The organism is Pseudomonas sp. PDM09 (assembly GCF_014852305.1).
Taxonomy (GTDB): Bacteria; Pseudomonadota; Gammaproteobacteria; order Pseudomonadales; family Pseudomonadaceae; genus Aquipseudomonas.
On sequence record NZ_JACVBI010000002.1, the window covers coordinates 842,590 to 858,686 of the forward strand.

General features: G+C 59.7%; 12 protein-coding genes. 1 reads left to right on the top strand and 11 read right to left on the bottom strand.

Features of this window, described 5'->3' with window-relative positions; all coding sequences use genetic code 11:
- Positions 1-85: 85 nt before the first annotated feature.
- The 10 genes from IB250_RS08505 to IB250_RS08550 all read right to left on the bottom strand — a co-directional run bounded on the left by IB250_RS08505 (position 86) and on the right by IB250_RS08550 (position 13,154).
- Positions 86-2,041, bottom strand: a complete 1,956-nt coding sequence (locus IB250_RS08505) for an acetoacetate--CoA ligase (protein WP_192343755.1) — start codon at positions 2,039-2,041, stop codon at positions 86-88.
- 141 nt (positions 2,042-2,182) lie between these two features.
- Entirely contained in the window at positions 2,183-2,968 is a 786-nt protein-coding gene (locus tag IB250_RS08510; RefSeq protein WP_192343756.1) for a 3-hydroxybutyrate dehydrogenase, read from the bottom strand.
- 7 nt (positions 2,969-2,975) lie between these two features.
- Positions 2,976-4,367 (bottom strand): GntP family permease, encoded by a 1,392-nt coding sequence (locus IB250_RS08515; RefSeq protein ID WP_192343757.1) that lies wholly within the window; start codon positions 4,365-4,367, stop codon positions 2,976-2,978.
- A gap of 281 nt (positions 4,368-4,648) precedes the next feature.
- Complete coding sequence (locus tag IB250_RS08520; RefSeq protein WP_192343758.1) at positions 4,649-6,064, bottom strand: sigma-54 interaction domain-containing protein; 1,416 nt, start codon at positions 6,062-6,064, stop codon at positions 4,649-4,651.
- Between the two features lie 147 nt (positions 6,065-6,211).
- Complete coding sequence (locus IB250_RS08525; protein WP_192343759.1) at positions 6,212-7,792, bottom strand: ABC transporter ATP-binding protein; 1,581 nt, start codon at positions 7,790-7,792, stop codon at positions 6,212-6,214.
- Between the two features lie 14 nt (positions 7,793-7,806).
- Positions 7,807-8,829 (bottom strand): ABC transporter permease, encoded by a 1,023-nt coding sequence (locus IB250_RS08530; RefSeq protein ID WP_123495006.1) that lies wholly within the window; start codon positions 8,827-8,829, stop codon positions 7,807-7,809.
- The gene (locus tag IB250_RS08535; protein WP_192343760.1) at positions 8,829-9,890 is read right to left on the bottom strand and encodes a microcin C ABC transporter permease YejB; all 1,062 of its coding nucleotides are present in this window, start codon (positions 9,888-9,890) and stop codon (positions 8,829-8,831) included. The genes IB250_RS08530 and IB250_RS08535 overlap by 1 nt, the downstream gene beginning before the upstream one ends.
- Complete coding sequence (locus tag IB250_RS08540; RefSeq protein ID WP_192343761.1) at positions 9,890-11,758, bottom strand: extracellular solute-binding protein; 1,869 nt, start codon at positions 11,756-11,758, stop codon at positions 9,890-9,892. The genes IB250_RS08535 and IB250_RS08540 overlap by 1 nt, the downstream gene beginning before the upstream one ends.
- A 136-nt stretch (positions 11,759-11,894) precedes the next feature.
- On the bottom strand, positions 11,895-12,176 hold the full coding sequence (locus IB250_RS08545) for a peptidylprolyl isomerase (RefSeq protein WP_007898306.1): 282 nt from the start codon (positions 12,174-12,176) through the stop codon (positions 11,895-11,897).
- A 96-nt stretch (positions 12,177-12,272) separates the two neighbouring features.
- Entirely contained in the window at positions 12,273-13,154 is an 882-nt protein-coding gene (locus IB250_RS08550; protein ID WP_192343762.1) for an esterase/lipase family protein, read from the bottom strand.
- Between the two features lie 340 nt (positions 13,155-13,494).
- On the opposite strand from IB250_RS08550, the gene IB250_RS08555 reads away from it, so the two are divergent.
- Positions 13,495-14,547, top strand: a complete 1,053-nt coding sequence (locus IB250_RS08555) for a hypothetical protein (protein WP_192343763.1) — start codon at positions 13,495-13,497, stop codon at positions 14,545-14,547.
- A gap of 58 nt (positions 14,548-14,605) precedes the next feature.
- On the opposite strand, the gene IB250_RS08560 is transcribed toward IB250_RS08555, so the two are convergent.
- Positions 14,606-15,694, bottom strand: a complete 1,089-nt coding sequence (locus IB250_RS08560) for a 3-deoxy-7-phosphoheptulonate synthase (protein ID WP_192343764.1) — start codon at positions 15,692-15,694, stop codon at positions 14,606-14,608.
- Positions 15,695-16,097 lie beyond the last annotated feature (403 nt).

Here is a 16,097-nt window from a genome sequence, read left to right on the forward strand (position 1 = left end):
TCGCGAAAGCGGTCTATCAGCCAACATCAATGTTGAATGTGAAATCGTTTCGCGAGCAAGCCCGCTCCCACAATGGATCTACGTTTCAGTCGTTCAATTCAGGGCGGTCGCGAAACTGCTCCAATGCCTCGGGATTGGCCAGTGCGTCGGTGTTCTTCACCTTCTGGCCATGCACCACATTCCTTACCGCCAGCTCGACCACCTTGCCGCTGATGGTCCGCGGAATGTCCGTCACCGCGACAATTTTCGCCGGCACATGCCGTGGCGTGGTGTTGGCGCGGATGACCTGGCGAATCTGTTGTTGCAGCGCTTCGTCCAGCTCGACACCGTCGCGCAACCTCACAAACAGCACCACCCGCACGTCATCCTGCCATTGCTGGCCGATGGCGACGCTGTCCAGCACCTGCGGGACTTTCTCCACCTGACGATAGATTTCCGCCGTGCCGATGCGCACGCCGCCGGGGTTGAGCACGGCGTCGGAACGCCCGTGGATCAATAGGCCACCGTGGGGCAGTTGTTCGGCGTAATCGCCCTGGGCCCAGACACCGGGGAACAGGCTGAAATAGGACTTTCGCAGCTTCTCCCCGTCAGGGTCGTGCCACAAACCGATAGGCATGGCCGGAAAATGTCGGGTGCACACCAGTTCGCCTTTTTCACCGATCACAGGCGTACCGGCGTCGTTCCAGACTTCCACCGCCATGCCCAGGCCCTTGCACTGCATTTCGCCACGACGCACCGGCAGGACCGGGTTGCCAATCACAAAGCACGAAATGATGTCAGTGCCGCCGGACATAGAGGACAGGCACAGGTCGGACTTGAACGCGCGATAGACGTAATCGAAGCTTTGCGGGGACAGCGCGGAACCGGTGGACAGCACGGTTTTCAGGCTGCTCAGGTCATGACTGTCGCACGGCTTCAGGCCATTGCTTTCCAGTGCGGTGAGGAACTTGGGGCTGGTGCCGAAGACGTTGATGCGTTCGTCGTCGATCAGGTCGATCAAACGCTCCGGGCCTGGATGAAATGGCGAGCCGTCGTACAACACCACGGCGCTGTCGACTGCCAGCGCCGAGACCAGCCAGTTCCACATCATCCAGCCGCACGTGGTGTAGTAGAACAAACGGTCGCCGGGGCCAAGATCGGTATGCAGCCCATGTTCCTTGACGTGTTGCAGCAGTACGCCGCCGGTGCTGTGAACAATGCATTTCGGCACGCCGGTGGTGCCGCTGGAATAGAGGATGTACAGCGGATGAGCGAAGGGCACGGGAATGAATTGCGGCTCGCCGCCCGGGTCGTAGAAATCGTCCCAGAGCGTCACGTTGGCCTGGCTGTGGAAGTCTTCGATGCGCGCCTGGGGTCGTGCATAAGGCACAACGATCAACTGCTGCAAGGACGGCAGTTGCCCGAGGATTTCGTTGACCTTGGCGGTCTGGTCGATCTCTTTGCCGGCGTAACGGTAACCGGCGCAGGTGATCAGCACTTTCGGCTCGATCTGGCCGAAGCGGTCGATCACCCCATGAGTACCGAAGTCTGGCGAGGAACAAGACCAGATCGCACCCAGACTGGTGGTGGCGAGCATGGCCACCAATGTTTGCCAGGTGTTTGGCATGCACGCGGCCACGCGGTCGCCGAGGCCGACACCGGCGGCTTTCAGGCCGTTTTGAAAACCGGCGACATGGCTCGCCAGTTCGGCCCAGGTCAGTTGTTCCCGTTGGCCGTTTTCGCCAATGGCCACCACCGCCACGGCATCGTCGCGACGGCGCAGCAAGTGCTCGGCGAAGTTCAGCGTGGCGCCGGGGAACCACTGGGCGCTGGGCATTTGTGCGCCCTCAATCAGCACCGCGTCTGGCTGATCGTGAAAACGGATGTCGAAGAAATCGACGATGGCCTGCCAGAAAGCTTCCCGCTGATCGATGCTCCACTGGTGCAGGGCAGGGTAGTCGGCGATCTCAAGGGCATGTCGCTGATTGACGAAGCGCCGGAACGCCTCCATGTGGGACTTGCCGATGCGCTCGGTGCCGGGTTGCCAGAGGATGTCGGACATGGCTTGGCCTCTCTCGTTCCCACGCTCTGCGTGGGAATGCCTCAATGGACGCTCCGCGTCCGCTTTGGGACGCAGAGCGTCCCGGGCTGCATTTCCCGCGCAGAGCGTGGGAACGATCAGTGTCAGGGGGCTAGCGGCGGGTTACTGCGCCAACCACCCACCATCAATATTCCACGCAGCGCCACGCACCTGGCTACCGGCTTCGCTGCATAAAAACAGCACCAACTCGCCCAGCTGCGACGGCGTCACGAATTCCAGCGACGGCTGCTTCTCGGCCAGCAAATCATGTTGCGCCTGCTGCGGGTCGATCCCGGTCGCGGCGCGATCATCGATCTGCTTCTGCACCAGCGGCGTCAGCACCCAACCCGGGCAAATGGCATTGCAGGTGACGTTCGTCGTGGCGGTTTCCAGGCCGACCACCTTGGTCAGGCCGATCACACCATGCTTGGCCGCAACGTACGCCGCCTTGCCCACCGAACCGACCTGGCCATGCACCGAGGCGATGTTGATGATCCGTCCCCAGCCCTTGGTGCGCATCCCCGGCAAGCTCAAACGGGTACTGTGAAACACCGACGACAGATTGATCGCAATGATCGAGTCCCAGCGCTCCACCGGAAAATCTTCCACCGACGCCACGTGCTGGATGCCCGCGTTGTTGACCAGGATATCCACGCCGCCGAACTCACGCTCGGCGTACTCGATCATGTCGGCGATCTGCGCCGGGTCGCTGACGTCGGCGGGGTGATGGCCGACCTTGCCGCCGCTTTTATTATTGAGCTGTTCCACCTCGGCAATCACCCTGGACGCATCGCCGAAACCATTGAGGATCAGGTTGGCGCCAGCCTTGGCCAGGCTCAGGGCGATTCCCAGACCAATGCCGCTGGTGGAACCGGTGACCAGTGCGGTCTTGCCCGAAAGAGTCGTCATGAATACCTCACACAATGCCAGTGGCGTAGAAAGTACCGATCACCACAAAAACAGCGAGTGTCTTGATCAGCGTAATACAGAAAATGTCTTTGTAGGCTTCGCGGTGGGTCAAACCGGTGACCGCCAGCAACGTAATCACCGCGCCGTTGTGCGGCAGGGTGTCCATGCCGCCACTGGCCATCGCGGCGACCCGGTGCAGCACTTCCAATGGAATGTTGGCGGCATGGGCGGCACTGATGAACGTCTCGGACATCGCCGCCAGGGCGATGCTCATGCCGCCCGACGCCGAACCGGTGATGCCGGCCAGCAGGGTCACGGTAATCGCTTCGTTGACCAGCGGGTTGGGAATGCTCTTGAGCCAACCGGACAGCACCAGAAAACCTGGCAGCGAGGCGATCACTGCACCGAAACCGTATTCCGACGCGGTGTTCATCGCCGCCAGCAGCGCGCCGCTGACCGCACTTTTACTGCCTTCGGCCAACTTGCCGCGAATCGTCTGAAAGGCGAACACCAGCACCATGACGATGCCCACCAGCAAGGCAGCCTGGACCGCCCAGATCGCGGTCAGTTTGGCGATGTCGGTGGTTACCGGTGCAGCCATGCCTGGCAACGAGAGGCTGTGAGTCTTGCCGTACCACAGCGGAATCCAGCGGGTGAACAGCAGGTTCATCAGGCCCACCATCAACAGCGGCGACAGCGCGATCCACGGGTTGGGCAGCTTGATATCCGGCGCGGTTTCCGGCTCGTTGCGCAGCTCTGAACCATACCCTTCACCGCTGCGCTGGGCCTTGTTGCGCTGGCTTTGAAGGAACAGCATGCCGGCGCAGAACACGAAAATCGTGCCGATCACACCCAGCCACGGCGCGGCCCAGGCGGTGGTGTTGAAGAAGGTGCTGGGGATGATGTTCTGGATCTGCGGGGTGCCGGGCAGGGCATCCATGGTGAACGAGAATGCGCCGAGGGCGATGGTCGCCGGGATCAGGCGCTTGGGGATATTGCTCTGGCGGAACATCTCGGCGGCAAACGGGTAGACCGCAAACACCACCACAAACAGCGACACGCCGCCGTAAGTGAGCAGGGCGCAGACCAGCACGATCACCAGCATCGCCTGACGGGTGCCGAGCAAGCGAATGGCCGCTGCGACGATGGAGCGGGAGAAGCCCGACAACTCGATCAGCTTGCCGAACACGGCACCGAGCAGGAACACCGGGAAATACAGTTTGACGAAGCCGACCATTTTTTCCATGAACACCCCGGTGAAGACGGGGGCAACGGCGGAAGGGTCGGTGAGCAGGACGGCGCCGAGGGCGGCGATCGGGGCAAAGAGGATAACGCTGTAGCCACGGTAAGCAGCCACCATCAGCAGCGTGAGGGCTGCCAAGGCAATGATCACACTCATGGTGTGTCTCCTTCGATTGTTATTTTTGTAGGGTGAAGCTTTGTGGGAAGGGCTAAAGCGAGTTTCGTGCCAGATATATAAGTTGCTGAAATATAAAGGATTTATATTTTTTTTGAATGTTGTGGAGGATGTTTGTCTCTGTTTGGAGACGTTTGAGCGCCTTAAAAGATCGCAGCCTTCGGCAGCTCATACAGGGAAACGCAGAAATCACCGTAGGAGCTGCCGAAGGCTGCGATCTTTTGATCTTGAAAATCGATCTACAAATGGAGATACGTGTCTCTTTATGGAGACTCTGCAATCCCCAACGCCACCATCTTCTTGTACAACGTCGACCGCCCCAGCCCCAACCGTGCCGCCGCTTCAATAACCTTCCCGCCGCATTGCGCGAGGGTCGCTTCAATCAACTGCCGATCAAACCGTTCGCGAGCTTCACTGAAAGTCTCATGGGCAACCGGCTCGATGGCCAAGGGCGCCACACGCTGCACCGGGACAACACTGCCAATCGCCGCGCGGATATCCGCCACGTTCAGCATCAAATCATCACTGAGCAATGCCGCACGCTCCAGAACATTGCGCAGTTCGCGGATGTTCCCTGGCCAAGCGTGTTGACCCAACAAATTCAAGGCTTCGGGGTTCAGTTCGTGCTGACTGCGCAGCTCTTCGAGGATCGCTTCACTGAGGGCCGGCAGGTCGTCGAGGCGATCACGCAGGGGCGGGACCTGAATCGGCAGCACGTTGAGGCGGTAATATAAATCGGCGCGAAACTCGCCGCGTTTGATCGCCGCTTCCAGGTCGGTGGAGGTGGCCGCGATCACTCGCACATCGCTCTGGATCACTTCGTTGGAGCCCACCGGCTCGAATTCCTTTTCCTGCAACACCCGCAGCAATTTGCTTTGCAGCGGCAGCGGCATGTCGCCGATCTCATCGAGAAACAGCGTGCCGCCCTGAGCGATCTGCAACTTGCCGGTGCGGCCCTTGCGATCGGCGCCGGTGAACGCGCCGGGGGCGGTGCCAAAGAACTCGGCTTCCAGCAGCGACTCGGGGATCGCCGCGCTGTTGATGCTGACGAACGCTTTGTGCGCCCGAGGCGAGGCGCCGTGGATCGCCTGGGCCAGCAGTTCCTTGCCAGTACCGGTTTCGCCCAGCAGCAACACCGGAGACTCGGCACTGGCGCTGCGCCGGGCGCGACGTTTGACTTCCAGGCTGGCGGCGCTTGTGCCGATGAAATGGGCGAAGTTGTACTTGGTCTGCCGTGCCCGCAGCAGCGAGCGGGTGGAGGCGAGTTCTTCCTGCATGCTCAGGTAGCGCTTGAGCATCGGCGACAAGCTACGCAATTCATCGAACAGGGCAAAACCGATGGCGCCGATCACCGCGCCGGCATCGTCGTGAATCGGCAGACGCATCACCACCAGCGGTTCCTTGGGGGTGTCTTGCATGTCCAGCAGGATCGGTCGTCCGGTGCGCACCACCTCACGCAACAGGCTGCCAGGGATCACACTTTCACAGGCCCGGCCGATCGCACCTGCGGCCGATTCGAGACCGAAACGCCGGGCATAACGCTCGTTCATCCAGACGATGTTCGCGTCGCGGTCGACAATCACCGTGCCTTCGCTCGATTGCTCGATGATTTCGAACAGCGAGCGGATCGCCAGGGTGCGAACGCGCTGGTAGTCCTTGAGGCTTTCGGTGGTGTTCATCGGTGTCATATCCAGAATGTGTGGTGTTTGTTCGGGCCCCATCGCGAGCAGGCTCGCTCCTACAGTCGATCTGTGTCGTTCACAAATCCCCTGTGGGAGCGAGCCTGCTCGCGATGGCCGCTACACGGTCCAACGGCATGACGCCGATTATGCCCACCCCGGACGCGCCGCCGCCAACAGCTCTTTGGTGTAGGGATGCTGCGGCGAGTCGAACACCGTGTGGCTCGCGCCGCTTTCCACCACTTTGCCGTCCTTGATCACGATCATGTCGTGGGCCAGGGCGCGTATCACCGCCAGGTCGTGACTGATGAACAGGTAGGTCAGGCCGTATTTTTCCTGAAGCTGACGGAGCAGGGCGACCACTTGTTTTTGCACCGTGCGATCCAGCGCCGAAGTCGGTTCGTCGAGCAGGATCAGCGCCGGTTTCAGCACCAGTGCGCGGGCAATGGCGATGCGTTGGCGTTGGCCACCCGAGAATTCGTGCGGATAGCGATGACGGCTTTGCGGGTCGAGCCCAACTTCTTCCAGCACCCGGATCACCTGGGCTTCGCATTCGTCCGGGGTGGATTGGCTGTGAACCTCAAGGCCTTCACTGATGATCTGCGCCACGGACATTCGCGGGCTGAGACTACCGAAGGGGTCCTGGAACACCACCTGCATCTTCTTGCGCCACGGTCGCAGCTGCTTCTGTGTCAAGCCATCCAGGGCCTCGCCCTGAAAGCGAATGCTGCCTTGCGAATCGAGCAAACGCAGGATCGCCTGACCGAGGGTGGACTTGCCCGAACCGGACTCACCGACGATGCCCAGCGTCTTGCCACGCTGAACATTCAGACTGATGTCGTCCACCGCACGCAGATAGGTTTTACGCTGGAACAGGCCGCCACCGATGGCGAAATGCACCTGCAAATTATCCACTTCCAGCACTTTTTCACGCTCATCCCGGGGCAGGGCTTCACCTTCCGGTTCAGCGTGCAGCAATATGCAGCTGTAAGGATGTTTCGGCTCGGTGAACAGTGTTTCGCAAGGCGCCTGTTCGACGATTTCCCCGGCCTTCATCACGCATACCCGTTGGGCGATGCTGCGCACCAGATTGAGGTCGTGGCTGATCAACAGCAGCGACATGCCGAGTCGTTGTTGCAGGGATTTGAGCAACAACAGGATCTTGCGCTGCACCGTCACATCCAGCGCGGTGGTCGGCTCGTCGGCGATCAGCAATTCCGGCTCGCAAGCCAGGGCCATGGCGATCATCACCCGTTGCCGTTGACCGCCAGAGAGTTGATGGGGATAAGCCTTGAGCCGTTCTTCGGGCTTCTGGATGCCTACCAGTTGCAGCAACTCGAGAATCCGTGCTTGCGCCGCTTTGCCGCCCAAGCCTCGGTGCAGCAGCAGGGTTTCGCCGATCTGCTTTTCAACGCTGTGTAGCGGATTGAGGGAGGTCATCGGCTCCTGGAAGATCATCGCGATTCGGTTGCCGCGCAGCTCGCGCAAGGTCTTGATGTCGGTGCCGATCAATTCCTGCCCGCGATAGCGAATGCTGCCGGTGGTAGTCGTGCCGTTTTCAGGCAGCAGTTGCAGGATCGAATGGGCGGTCACCGATTTGCCAGAGCCGGATTCGCCGACCAGTGCCAGGCATTCGCCGGGGCGGATGTCCAGGCACAGGTTGCGTACCACGGTCTGGCCGCTGAAGGCCACGTTGAGGTCACGGATTTCGATCAGGTTGTCACTCATATCAACAGTCCGCTTCAAGACCGAGGATCAAAGGCATCACGTAATGCCTCCCCGATAAACACCAGTAAAGAAAGAATCAGCGCCAGGGTGAAAAACGCCGTAAGCCCCAGCCACGGCGCTTGCAGGTTCTGCTTGCCTTGACCAATCAACTCACCCAGTGATGCACTGCCAGCCGGCATGCCGAAGCCGAGAAAATCCAGCGCCGTGAGGGTGGAAATCGCCCCGGTCAAAATGAACGGCAAATAGCTCAGGGTGGCGTTCATCGCGTTGGGCAGAATGTGCCGCACGATCACCTTGCGGTCGGTCAGGCCCAGCGCACGGGCGGCTTTGACGTATTCGAGGTTGCGCCCGCGCAGGAACTCGGCGCGCACCACGTCCACCAGGGCCAGCCAGGAAAACAGCGCCATGATCCCCAGCAGCCACCAGAAATTCGGCTCGACGAAGCCCGACAGAATGATCAGCAAGTACAGCACCGGCAGCCCCGACCAGACTTCCTGCAAGCGCTGACCGATCAGGTCGACCCAACCCCCGTAGTAGCCTTGCAGCGCGCCGGCGGCGATGCCGATCAAGGCGCTGATGAAGGTCAGGGCCAGCGCGAACAGAATCGACACCCGCGCCCCGAAAATCACCCGGGCCAGCACGTCCCGGGCTTGATCGTCAGTGCCCAGCCAGTTGACCTTCGACGGCGGGCTCGGCGCCGGTTGATTGAGGTCGTAATTGGGCGTGTCGTCGCTGAACGGGATCGGAGGAAACAACATCCAGCCGCCGTCCTTATGAATCAGCTTCTGCACGTAATCGCTGCGGTAATCGGCCTGGAACGGCAATTGCCCACCAAACTCCTGTTCGGTGTGGCGTTTGAATGCCGGGAAGTACAGCGAGCCCTGATAACTGACCACCAGCGGTTGGTCGTTGGCGATCAGCTCGCCGCCCAGGGTCAGCAGGAACAGGCCGATAAACAACCACAGCGACCACCAGCCACGGCGGTTTTTCTTGAAGCGCTCGAAACGGCGACGGCCCAGCGGCGAGAGCTTGAACATCAGGCGTTCCTCGCGGCGAAGTCGATGCGTGGGTCGACCAGGGTGTAGCAGAGGTCGCCGATGAGTTTTATCAGCAGGCCGAACAAGGTGAAGATGAACAGCGAACCGAATACCACCGGATAGTCCCGTGAAACCGCGGCTTCGTAACTCAAGCGACCCAGGCCATCGAGGGAGAAAATCACTTCGATCAGCAGTGAGCCTGCAAAAAATACGCTGATGAAGGCCTGCGGAATTCCCGACACCACCAGCAGCATGGCGTTGCGAAACACATGACCGTAAAGCACCCGGCGTTCGCTCAAGCCCTTGGCTCGGGCGGTGACCACGTATTGGCGAGTGATTTCATTGAGGAAGGAGTTCTTGGTGAGGATGGTCAGGGTGGCGAAACCACCAACCACCAGCGCTGTCACTGGCAGCACCAGGTGCCAGAAGTAATCGGTGATTTTGCCCAGGGTCGACAGCGACTCGAAATTGTCCGAGACCAGCCCGCGCACCGGGAACCAGTTCAATGAGGTGCCGCCGGCGAACACCACAATCAGGAACATCGCGAACAGGAACGCCGGCATGGCATAACCGATGATGATCGCGGTGCTGCTCCAGATATCGAAATGGCTGCCATGATGCACGGCCTTGCGGATGCCCAGAGGAATCGACACCAGATAAGTGATCAACGTGGCCCAGAGCCCGAGAGAAATGGTCACCGGCATTTTTTCCAGGATCAGGTCGGTGACCGTGGCACCACGGAAAAAGCTCTTGCCGAAGTCGAGGCGGGCGTAGCTCTTGAGCATCAGCCACAGACGTTCCGGGGCCGGTTTGTCGAAGCCATATTGCTTTTCAATCTCTTTGATCAGCTGCGGGTCGAGCCCTCGACTGGCCCGTGAGCTGTCATGCATGGTTTCGCTGGAACTGCCACCGACACTCGCACCGCCAATGCCCTGCAACTGCGCGATGGCCTGTTCCACCGGGCCACCGGGCGCGGCCTGGACGATGACGAAATTGACCAGAAGAATGATCACCAGTGTCGGAATGATCAGTAGCAGGCGCCGTAGTATGTAAGTCCACATCAGTGCGGTCCTCCGGGCTTGCCGCGTTTGATGAGCTCGGCGGTCATTTGTTGATTGGTCAGCGGGGTGGAGCTCACTTCCCACCAACTCTCGATGGCTGCGTCATTGCTCGCTTGCACAGAGGGAATGCCGAAGCGGTTCCACCACACGGTCGAGCTGCCCGGCGGGTAATAATTGGGAATCCAATAGAAGTTCCATTGCAGGACGCGGTCCAGGGCATGGGCGTAGCGCAGCATGTCAGCCTGGGTGGTGGCGCGAACCAGGCCGTTGACCAGCGTATCGACCGCCGGGTTCTTCAGCACCATGTAGTTGTTGGAACCGGGATCGTTGGCCGCCGCCGAGCCGAAATAGTTGTACAGCTCGTTGCCCGGCGAGGTGGTGACCGGGTAGCCGGTGACGATCATGTCGTAATCCCGGGACATCAGGCGGTTGACGTACTGGGACGCGTCGATGCGCCGAATATTCAGGTCGATGCCGATTTGTTTCAGGGTGCGCTTATAAGGCAACAGCAGTCGGTCCATGCCGTTCTGGCTGACCAGGAAAGTGAAGCTCAGCGGTTGGCCTTGGGCGTTGACCAGTTGATCGCCATCGGGTTTCCACCCGGCTTGTTCGAGCAAACCCAGGGCTTGCAACTGTTTGTCGCGAATCATGCCGCTGCCATCGGTTTTCGGTGCTTCGAAGACCTGGGTGAAGACTTCGTCGGGGATCTGCCCGCGCAGCGGTTCGAGAATCGCCCGTTCACCTGCGTCGGGCAGTTCTCGGGCAGCGAGGTCGGTGTTGGAAAAGTAGCTCTGCTGGCGGATGTACATCTCGCGCATCATCTGCCGGTTGCTCCACTCGAAATCCCAGAGCATGGCCAGGGCCTGACGCACGCGACGGTCCTGGAACATCGGGTTTTGCAGGTTGAACACAAAGCCCTGAGCCGATTGCGGTGCCTCTTTGGCCAAGTGAGCCTTTTGCAGGCGACCGTCGCTCAGGGCCGGGCTTTCGTAGCCGATGGAGTAGGCGGTGGCGGAGAACTCGCGGTTGTAGTCGTAGGCGCCACCTCGCAGGACCTGGCGGGCGACATCGGTATCGCCGAAATACTCGATGCTGAAATGATCGAAGTTGTAGAGGCCACGGCTGACCGGTAAATCCTTGCCCCACCAGTCGGCGTTACGCTCGAAGGTGATGCTGCGCCCGGAGTCGACCTTGCTCACGCGGTACGGCCCGCTGCCCAGTGGCGGCTCGTAACCACCGCCGTTGGCAAAGTCGCGGGTTTTCCACCAGTGCTCGGGAAATACCGGCAAGGTCGCGAGGTCGAGGGGCAGGGTACGGTTTTCGTTGCTCTTGAAGTCGAACCGAACGGTGAGTGGTGACTCCACTTCGACGCCTTTGACGTCGGCGAATTGCGTACGATAGCGCAGGCTGCCCTGGGTCATCAGCAGGTCGAAGGTGTAGCGCACGTCTTCGGCGGTGATCGGCTTGCCGTCGGCGAAACGGGCCTTCGGATTCAGGTAGAAACGCAGCGACAGTCCGTCGTCGGAACGCTCCATCTGTTGGGCGACCAGGCCGTAAACGGTATAGGGCTCATCCAGCGAACGCTGGGCCAGGGGCGAGTAGATCAAGCCGTCGATCTGCGTGACACCCGTGCCCTTGTCGATGTACGGCAGCATATGGTCGAAATGACCGATTTCCATCGCCGAGCGACGCATCGTGCCGCCCTTGGGCGCGCGCGGGTTGGTGTAGGCGAAATGGCTGAAGCCAGCGGGATATTTCGCCGGTTCACCGTACACGGTCAACGCATGTTGCGGTGCAGCATTCACACCAGCGGCACTTAATAGCAGCGCCACGGCAGTGAACAACAAAGTGGGGAAAGCCAGTCGCATTGTCAGCCTTAGAGCCGGGTGGTGGATAACCACAATTTGTACGCTAGCGGCGCGTCCCTCGCCAGCCGTATCACGTAACGAAAACACAACGGCCCGCCAAAAGGCGGGCCGTTATGTAGCAAACTCAAAGCGCTGATCAGTCCTGACGACTGGTCACTTCCAGCAGGTGGTAACCGAACTGGGTCTTGACCGGGCCTTGCACCACGTTGATCGGCGCGCTGAAGACCACGGTGTCGAATTCCTTGACCATCTGGCCCGGGCCGAACGAACCCAGGTCACCGCCCTGACGGCTGGAAGGGCAGGAGGAGTTGGCTTTTGCGACTTCGGCGAAATCGGCGCCAGCCTCGATCTGGGCCTTGAGTTCGTTGCACTTTTCTTCGCTGGAAACCAGGATGTGACGGGCAGTGGCTTTGGCCATGGGACAATACTCCATTCAATGTTCAATAAAATGCGGAGCCTACCGGATTCAGTGGGCTATTTCTTCCTCAAAGTTCCGTCTGTTTCATGCAGCGTTTTAAAGGCCGGCATTTCGCAAGCGTTCGGCATGTTGCACATACAGGGCAATCGGGTCGATACCCCGGCGGACCTGACCGGTTGTCTGGCCGAGGCTATCCAGATGATCCAGCGAATAATCCGAACGGATCACTTTGCCCAGATGGGAACTGAATCGACCGACCATACCGTCATTCTGCTCGGCTTCGGTGGTGAAATAGTGGGAGAAGGCCCGCAGAAACCCGTGCAGCGGATTGAGTGCATGGAGTCCCTCATCGAGGATGTCCCCCTGCAAAATGCCGCTCCAGGAATAGTAGCGCACACCATTGACCTGATCGCGCCCCTTGCCCCCCCAGGTTTTTGGCAACCCTTGCGGGTACTTGTCATTAAAGGCGCCAACGCCTTCGGTGGTCAGTGCATTGAGCGCAGCAATGGCGTTTTGCGGTAGATGCCGGTTGCCACTGAGCAATGACAGGAAATCGGCGAACAGCGTGGCCACCGCTCCGGCAACGTGTTCCGGCAGGCGTCCGGGGATCAGTGCCTTACGCAGGAAGTCGGCCAGTTCCGAGCCATGATTCGGCCCGCTGACCGATGTCACCGAGGCGACCACCTCGGGTGCCAGCGCTCCTGCATACCGTGCCGCAAGCGCCCCCTGACTGTGACCGATCAGATTGACTTTGCTTGCACCGGTTCCCAGCAGTACCCGATCGATCTGCGCCAACAGTTGCTCGCCGCGGGTTTCATTGCTGTGGGTAGCCGACAGATGCGGGATGAAGACCCTGGCGCCGGCGCTTCTGAGGGCCAGTTTGACGTCATGGAACAATTCCAGGTTGCCGATGCGATCGAAGCCGAAGAGCCCGTGGACCAGCAGGATCGGATAGTGAGTGGTTGCATTCCGTAGCATGTAGATTCCTTTTTCGCAGTAGGTCAGGTGTGTGTTCAAGGGGGGCACTCTAAAGCACACCAGCTGCTCGGCGATGTATGAAAAAGCCGCTATAACCCGATGAAAACGGAATAGAAATAGTACGAAAGTTCGGATGAACATGAGGTCTTGGTCGGAATATCTGGACATCTTTTTAACGATGGTTGAACGCTTTCTCGCAATGACCTACTTGTGAAACGTCATTTTTCCGTGCAAGCCGACGCCTTTGCCCTGCATCACGAATCAGCACTGTGGGGTTCAATAGGCTTCGTTCGATGCCGACTTTCAAGGCGGCATTTATTCCAAGGACTGGAGCGTATGAATGACTATTTATGAAGCGGCAAACCTGAATGTTGTAGAGCAATACATGGCGGCACCTCGGCTGGACCAGGCGGAGAACGCCATGTTGGATCCGTCCGAAAGAAAGGCCATTGTCACTGTTGCGCCTTATCAGGCCATGGCCTGCGGAGACAAGCTGGTCTTGTCCTGGTCAGGTATCGATGCAGAGGGTGTGGCGTATCGGCATGAAGTGTCGCGGTTCGTCAGCGAAGCCCAGGTGGACAGGGTGATTGTCTTTACTGTGTCGGACGTACACATCGCCGCACTGGACGGCGGGTCGCTCGAGGTTTACTACACGCTGTACAGCGCGCTCCATTGTGAGCCTTTGGAGTCCGGGCGTTTACAGTTGAGCGTCGGTGATGTCCGGCCGGATCTGCTGCCTGTGATTGTGAACGATGCGGTGGGTGGCACACTTGATCCCGACAGGGTCGCCGAGGGCGCCCGCGTTACGATCAGGCCGTATCCCCGGATGGCGGCTGGAGATCGGGTCTTGCTGTCCTGGGCCGGCGGTACGCCACAATCAAGCTTCAATGACACATTGAAAATCGAATCCTTTGCAGTGGGTGGCGAACTGTCGTTCTGGGTAAGTCCCGAGTCGATTGCTCCCAACCTTGGTGCAACCATTACGATCAGCTATTGCGTCGAGAAAGAAGGCCAAGAGCCTCGCTTCTCGGAGCCTGCACAGTTGTTGATCGGCCCTCTGGAGCGAGGACCGCTATTGCCGCCCTCTGTACTGGAGGCCGATGAGGGTTGGCTGGATCTGCAAGATGCGATCGATGGTGTCACCGTCGTGATCGACAATGCCCAGGCAGAAGAGGGTGAGCTGGTTTATCTGAAATGTGACGGGGAGCATTTCAATCATCGCGATGATCGTGAGATCTCAAGGGAAATGGCCGGTCAACCGCTGGTATTTATCGTTCCCTACAGATTTTGGCGCGAGCATCGGGATTTGACGGTCCGGGTAGCCTATTCGGTCGAACGTCTCGACGATGTGAGCCAACAGTCCGAAGTCACGTTGGTACAAGTGCAGTCGTAACCGGCTTAAGGCAACCGCCTTCCAGTTTTCGCTTGGAGATCTGGAAGGCGGGCACTGGTCACTTCGGCTGTTGGGTACAGCGCTGCGCACGAAGTTGCTCGGCTGCCTGCTGCAACAACCGTTCTGTCCCGGTCCAGCCAAGGCAGCCATCCGTTACTGACACCCCGTAACGCAGCGATGGGCTCAGCGCTTGGCAACCTTCGAACAGATGGCTTTCGATCATCATGCCAATCAACGATCGATCACCCTGCAGGCGCTGTTCAAGCACGTCGTTGAACACCGCTGGCTGACGCAATGGGTCTTTACCGCTGTTGGCGTGGCTGCAATCGACCATGATCCGCGCCGGAATCTTGAGCCGGGTCAAATCGCTGTGCACTTGAGCGATGCTGTCACGGTCGTAGTTCGGCCCGCGATGGCCGCCACGCAATACCAGATGGGTATCGGCGTTGCCTGGTGTCTGGATAATCGCAGGGTGTCCCTGGCTATCGACACCGAAATGGCGATGCGGATGGGCGGCCGAGCGCATGGCATCGCTGGCGACAGCCACACCGCCATCGGTGCCATTCTTGAACCCAACCGGCATGCTCAGGCCGCTGGCCATCTCCCGGTGGATCTGTGATTCGGTGGTACGGGCGCCAATCGCGACCCAGCTCAGCAGGTCGTCGAAGTAGCCGGCGGCTATCGGTTGCAGCAGCTCGGTGGCAACGGGCAAGCCCAGCTGGAGCATTTCGCGCATCAATTGTCGGGACAGCGTCAAACCGCCGGCCATGTCGTCGCTGCCATCCAGATGCGGGTCGTAGGCCAGGCCTTTCCATCCCACCGTGGTGCGCGGTTTTTCGACGTAGGCGCGCATCACCAGCAGCATCTCATCGCTGACTTCGGCAGCCAGGCGGGCAAGGTGGGTAGCGTATTCGAGGGCGGAACGGGGGTCGTGAATCGAGCACGGACCGACGATGACCAGCAGACGGGAGTCTTCACCGTTGAGGATCGCGCGAACCGCTTGGCGGTGGGCGGCGACTTGCTGGGTCAGGGCGTTGCTGAGGGGTAACTGCTGTTTGAGTTGCAATGAGCTGGGCAGACGCAAGGTCAGCGCTTCATTGGCAGGGTTCAAGGTGGACAGCGGCAGAGCAGAGACGGACGAGTTCATATTCGGGCTTCCTGGGCTGGCGGCGGGTTCGTTCCCGCGCGCTCGGCCCTATTGGGGTGTTCGACAATTGGCCGGATTGGCTGCGTGTGTGTGCTTGCCACCTGTGGGTGACCGATCGGAGGCGGCAGGCTGTCCCGAGCGGAGGCTGGTAAATCGCCAGGCGGTAAAACTGTCGTAACGGTAATAAGTGGCGTAGTTCATGTCGTGAATCCTCAAATTGTCTGGTGTGACGCTAAAAATGTTCAGGGCTGAAAAAACAAAACCCCCGGTCGGGAGGCCGACCGGGGGTTGAGAATTCTCTGGTGGCGACCCGTTTAAAGTGGGCGCCGTGTGGGTATCAGGCGCGCCAGTGGCTAAACCAATACCCAAAATAAAAGCTGACCGAAGTACAAACGTCATTCAC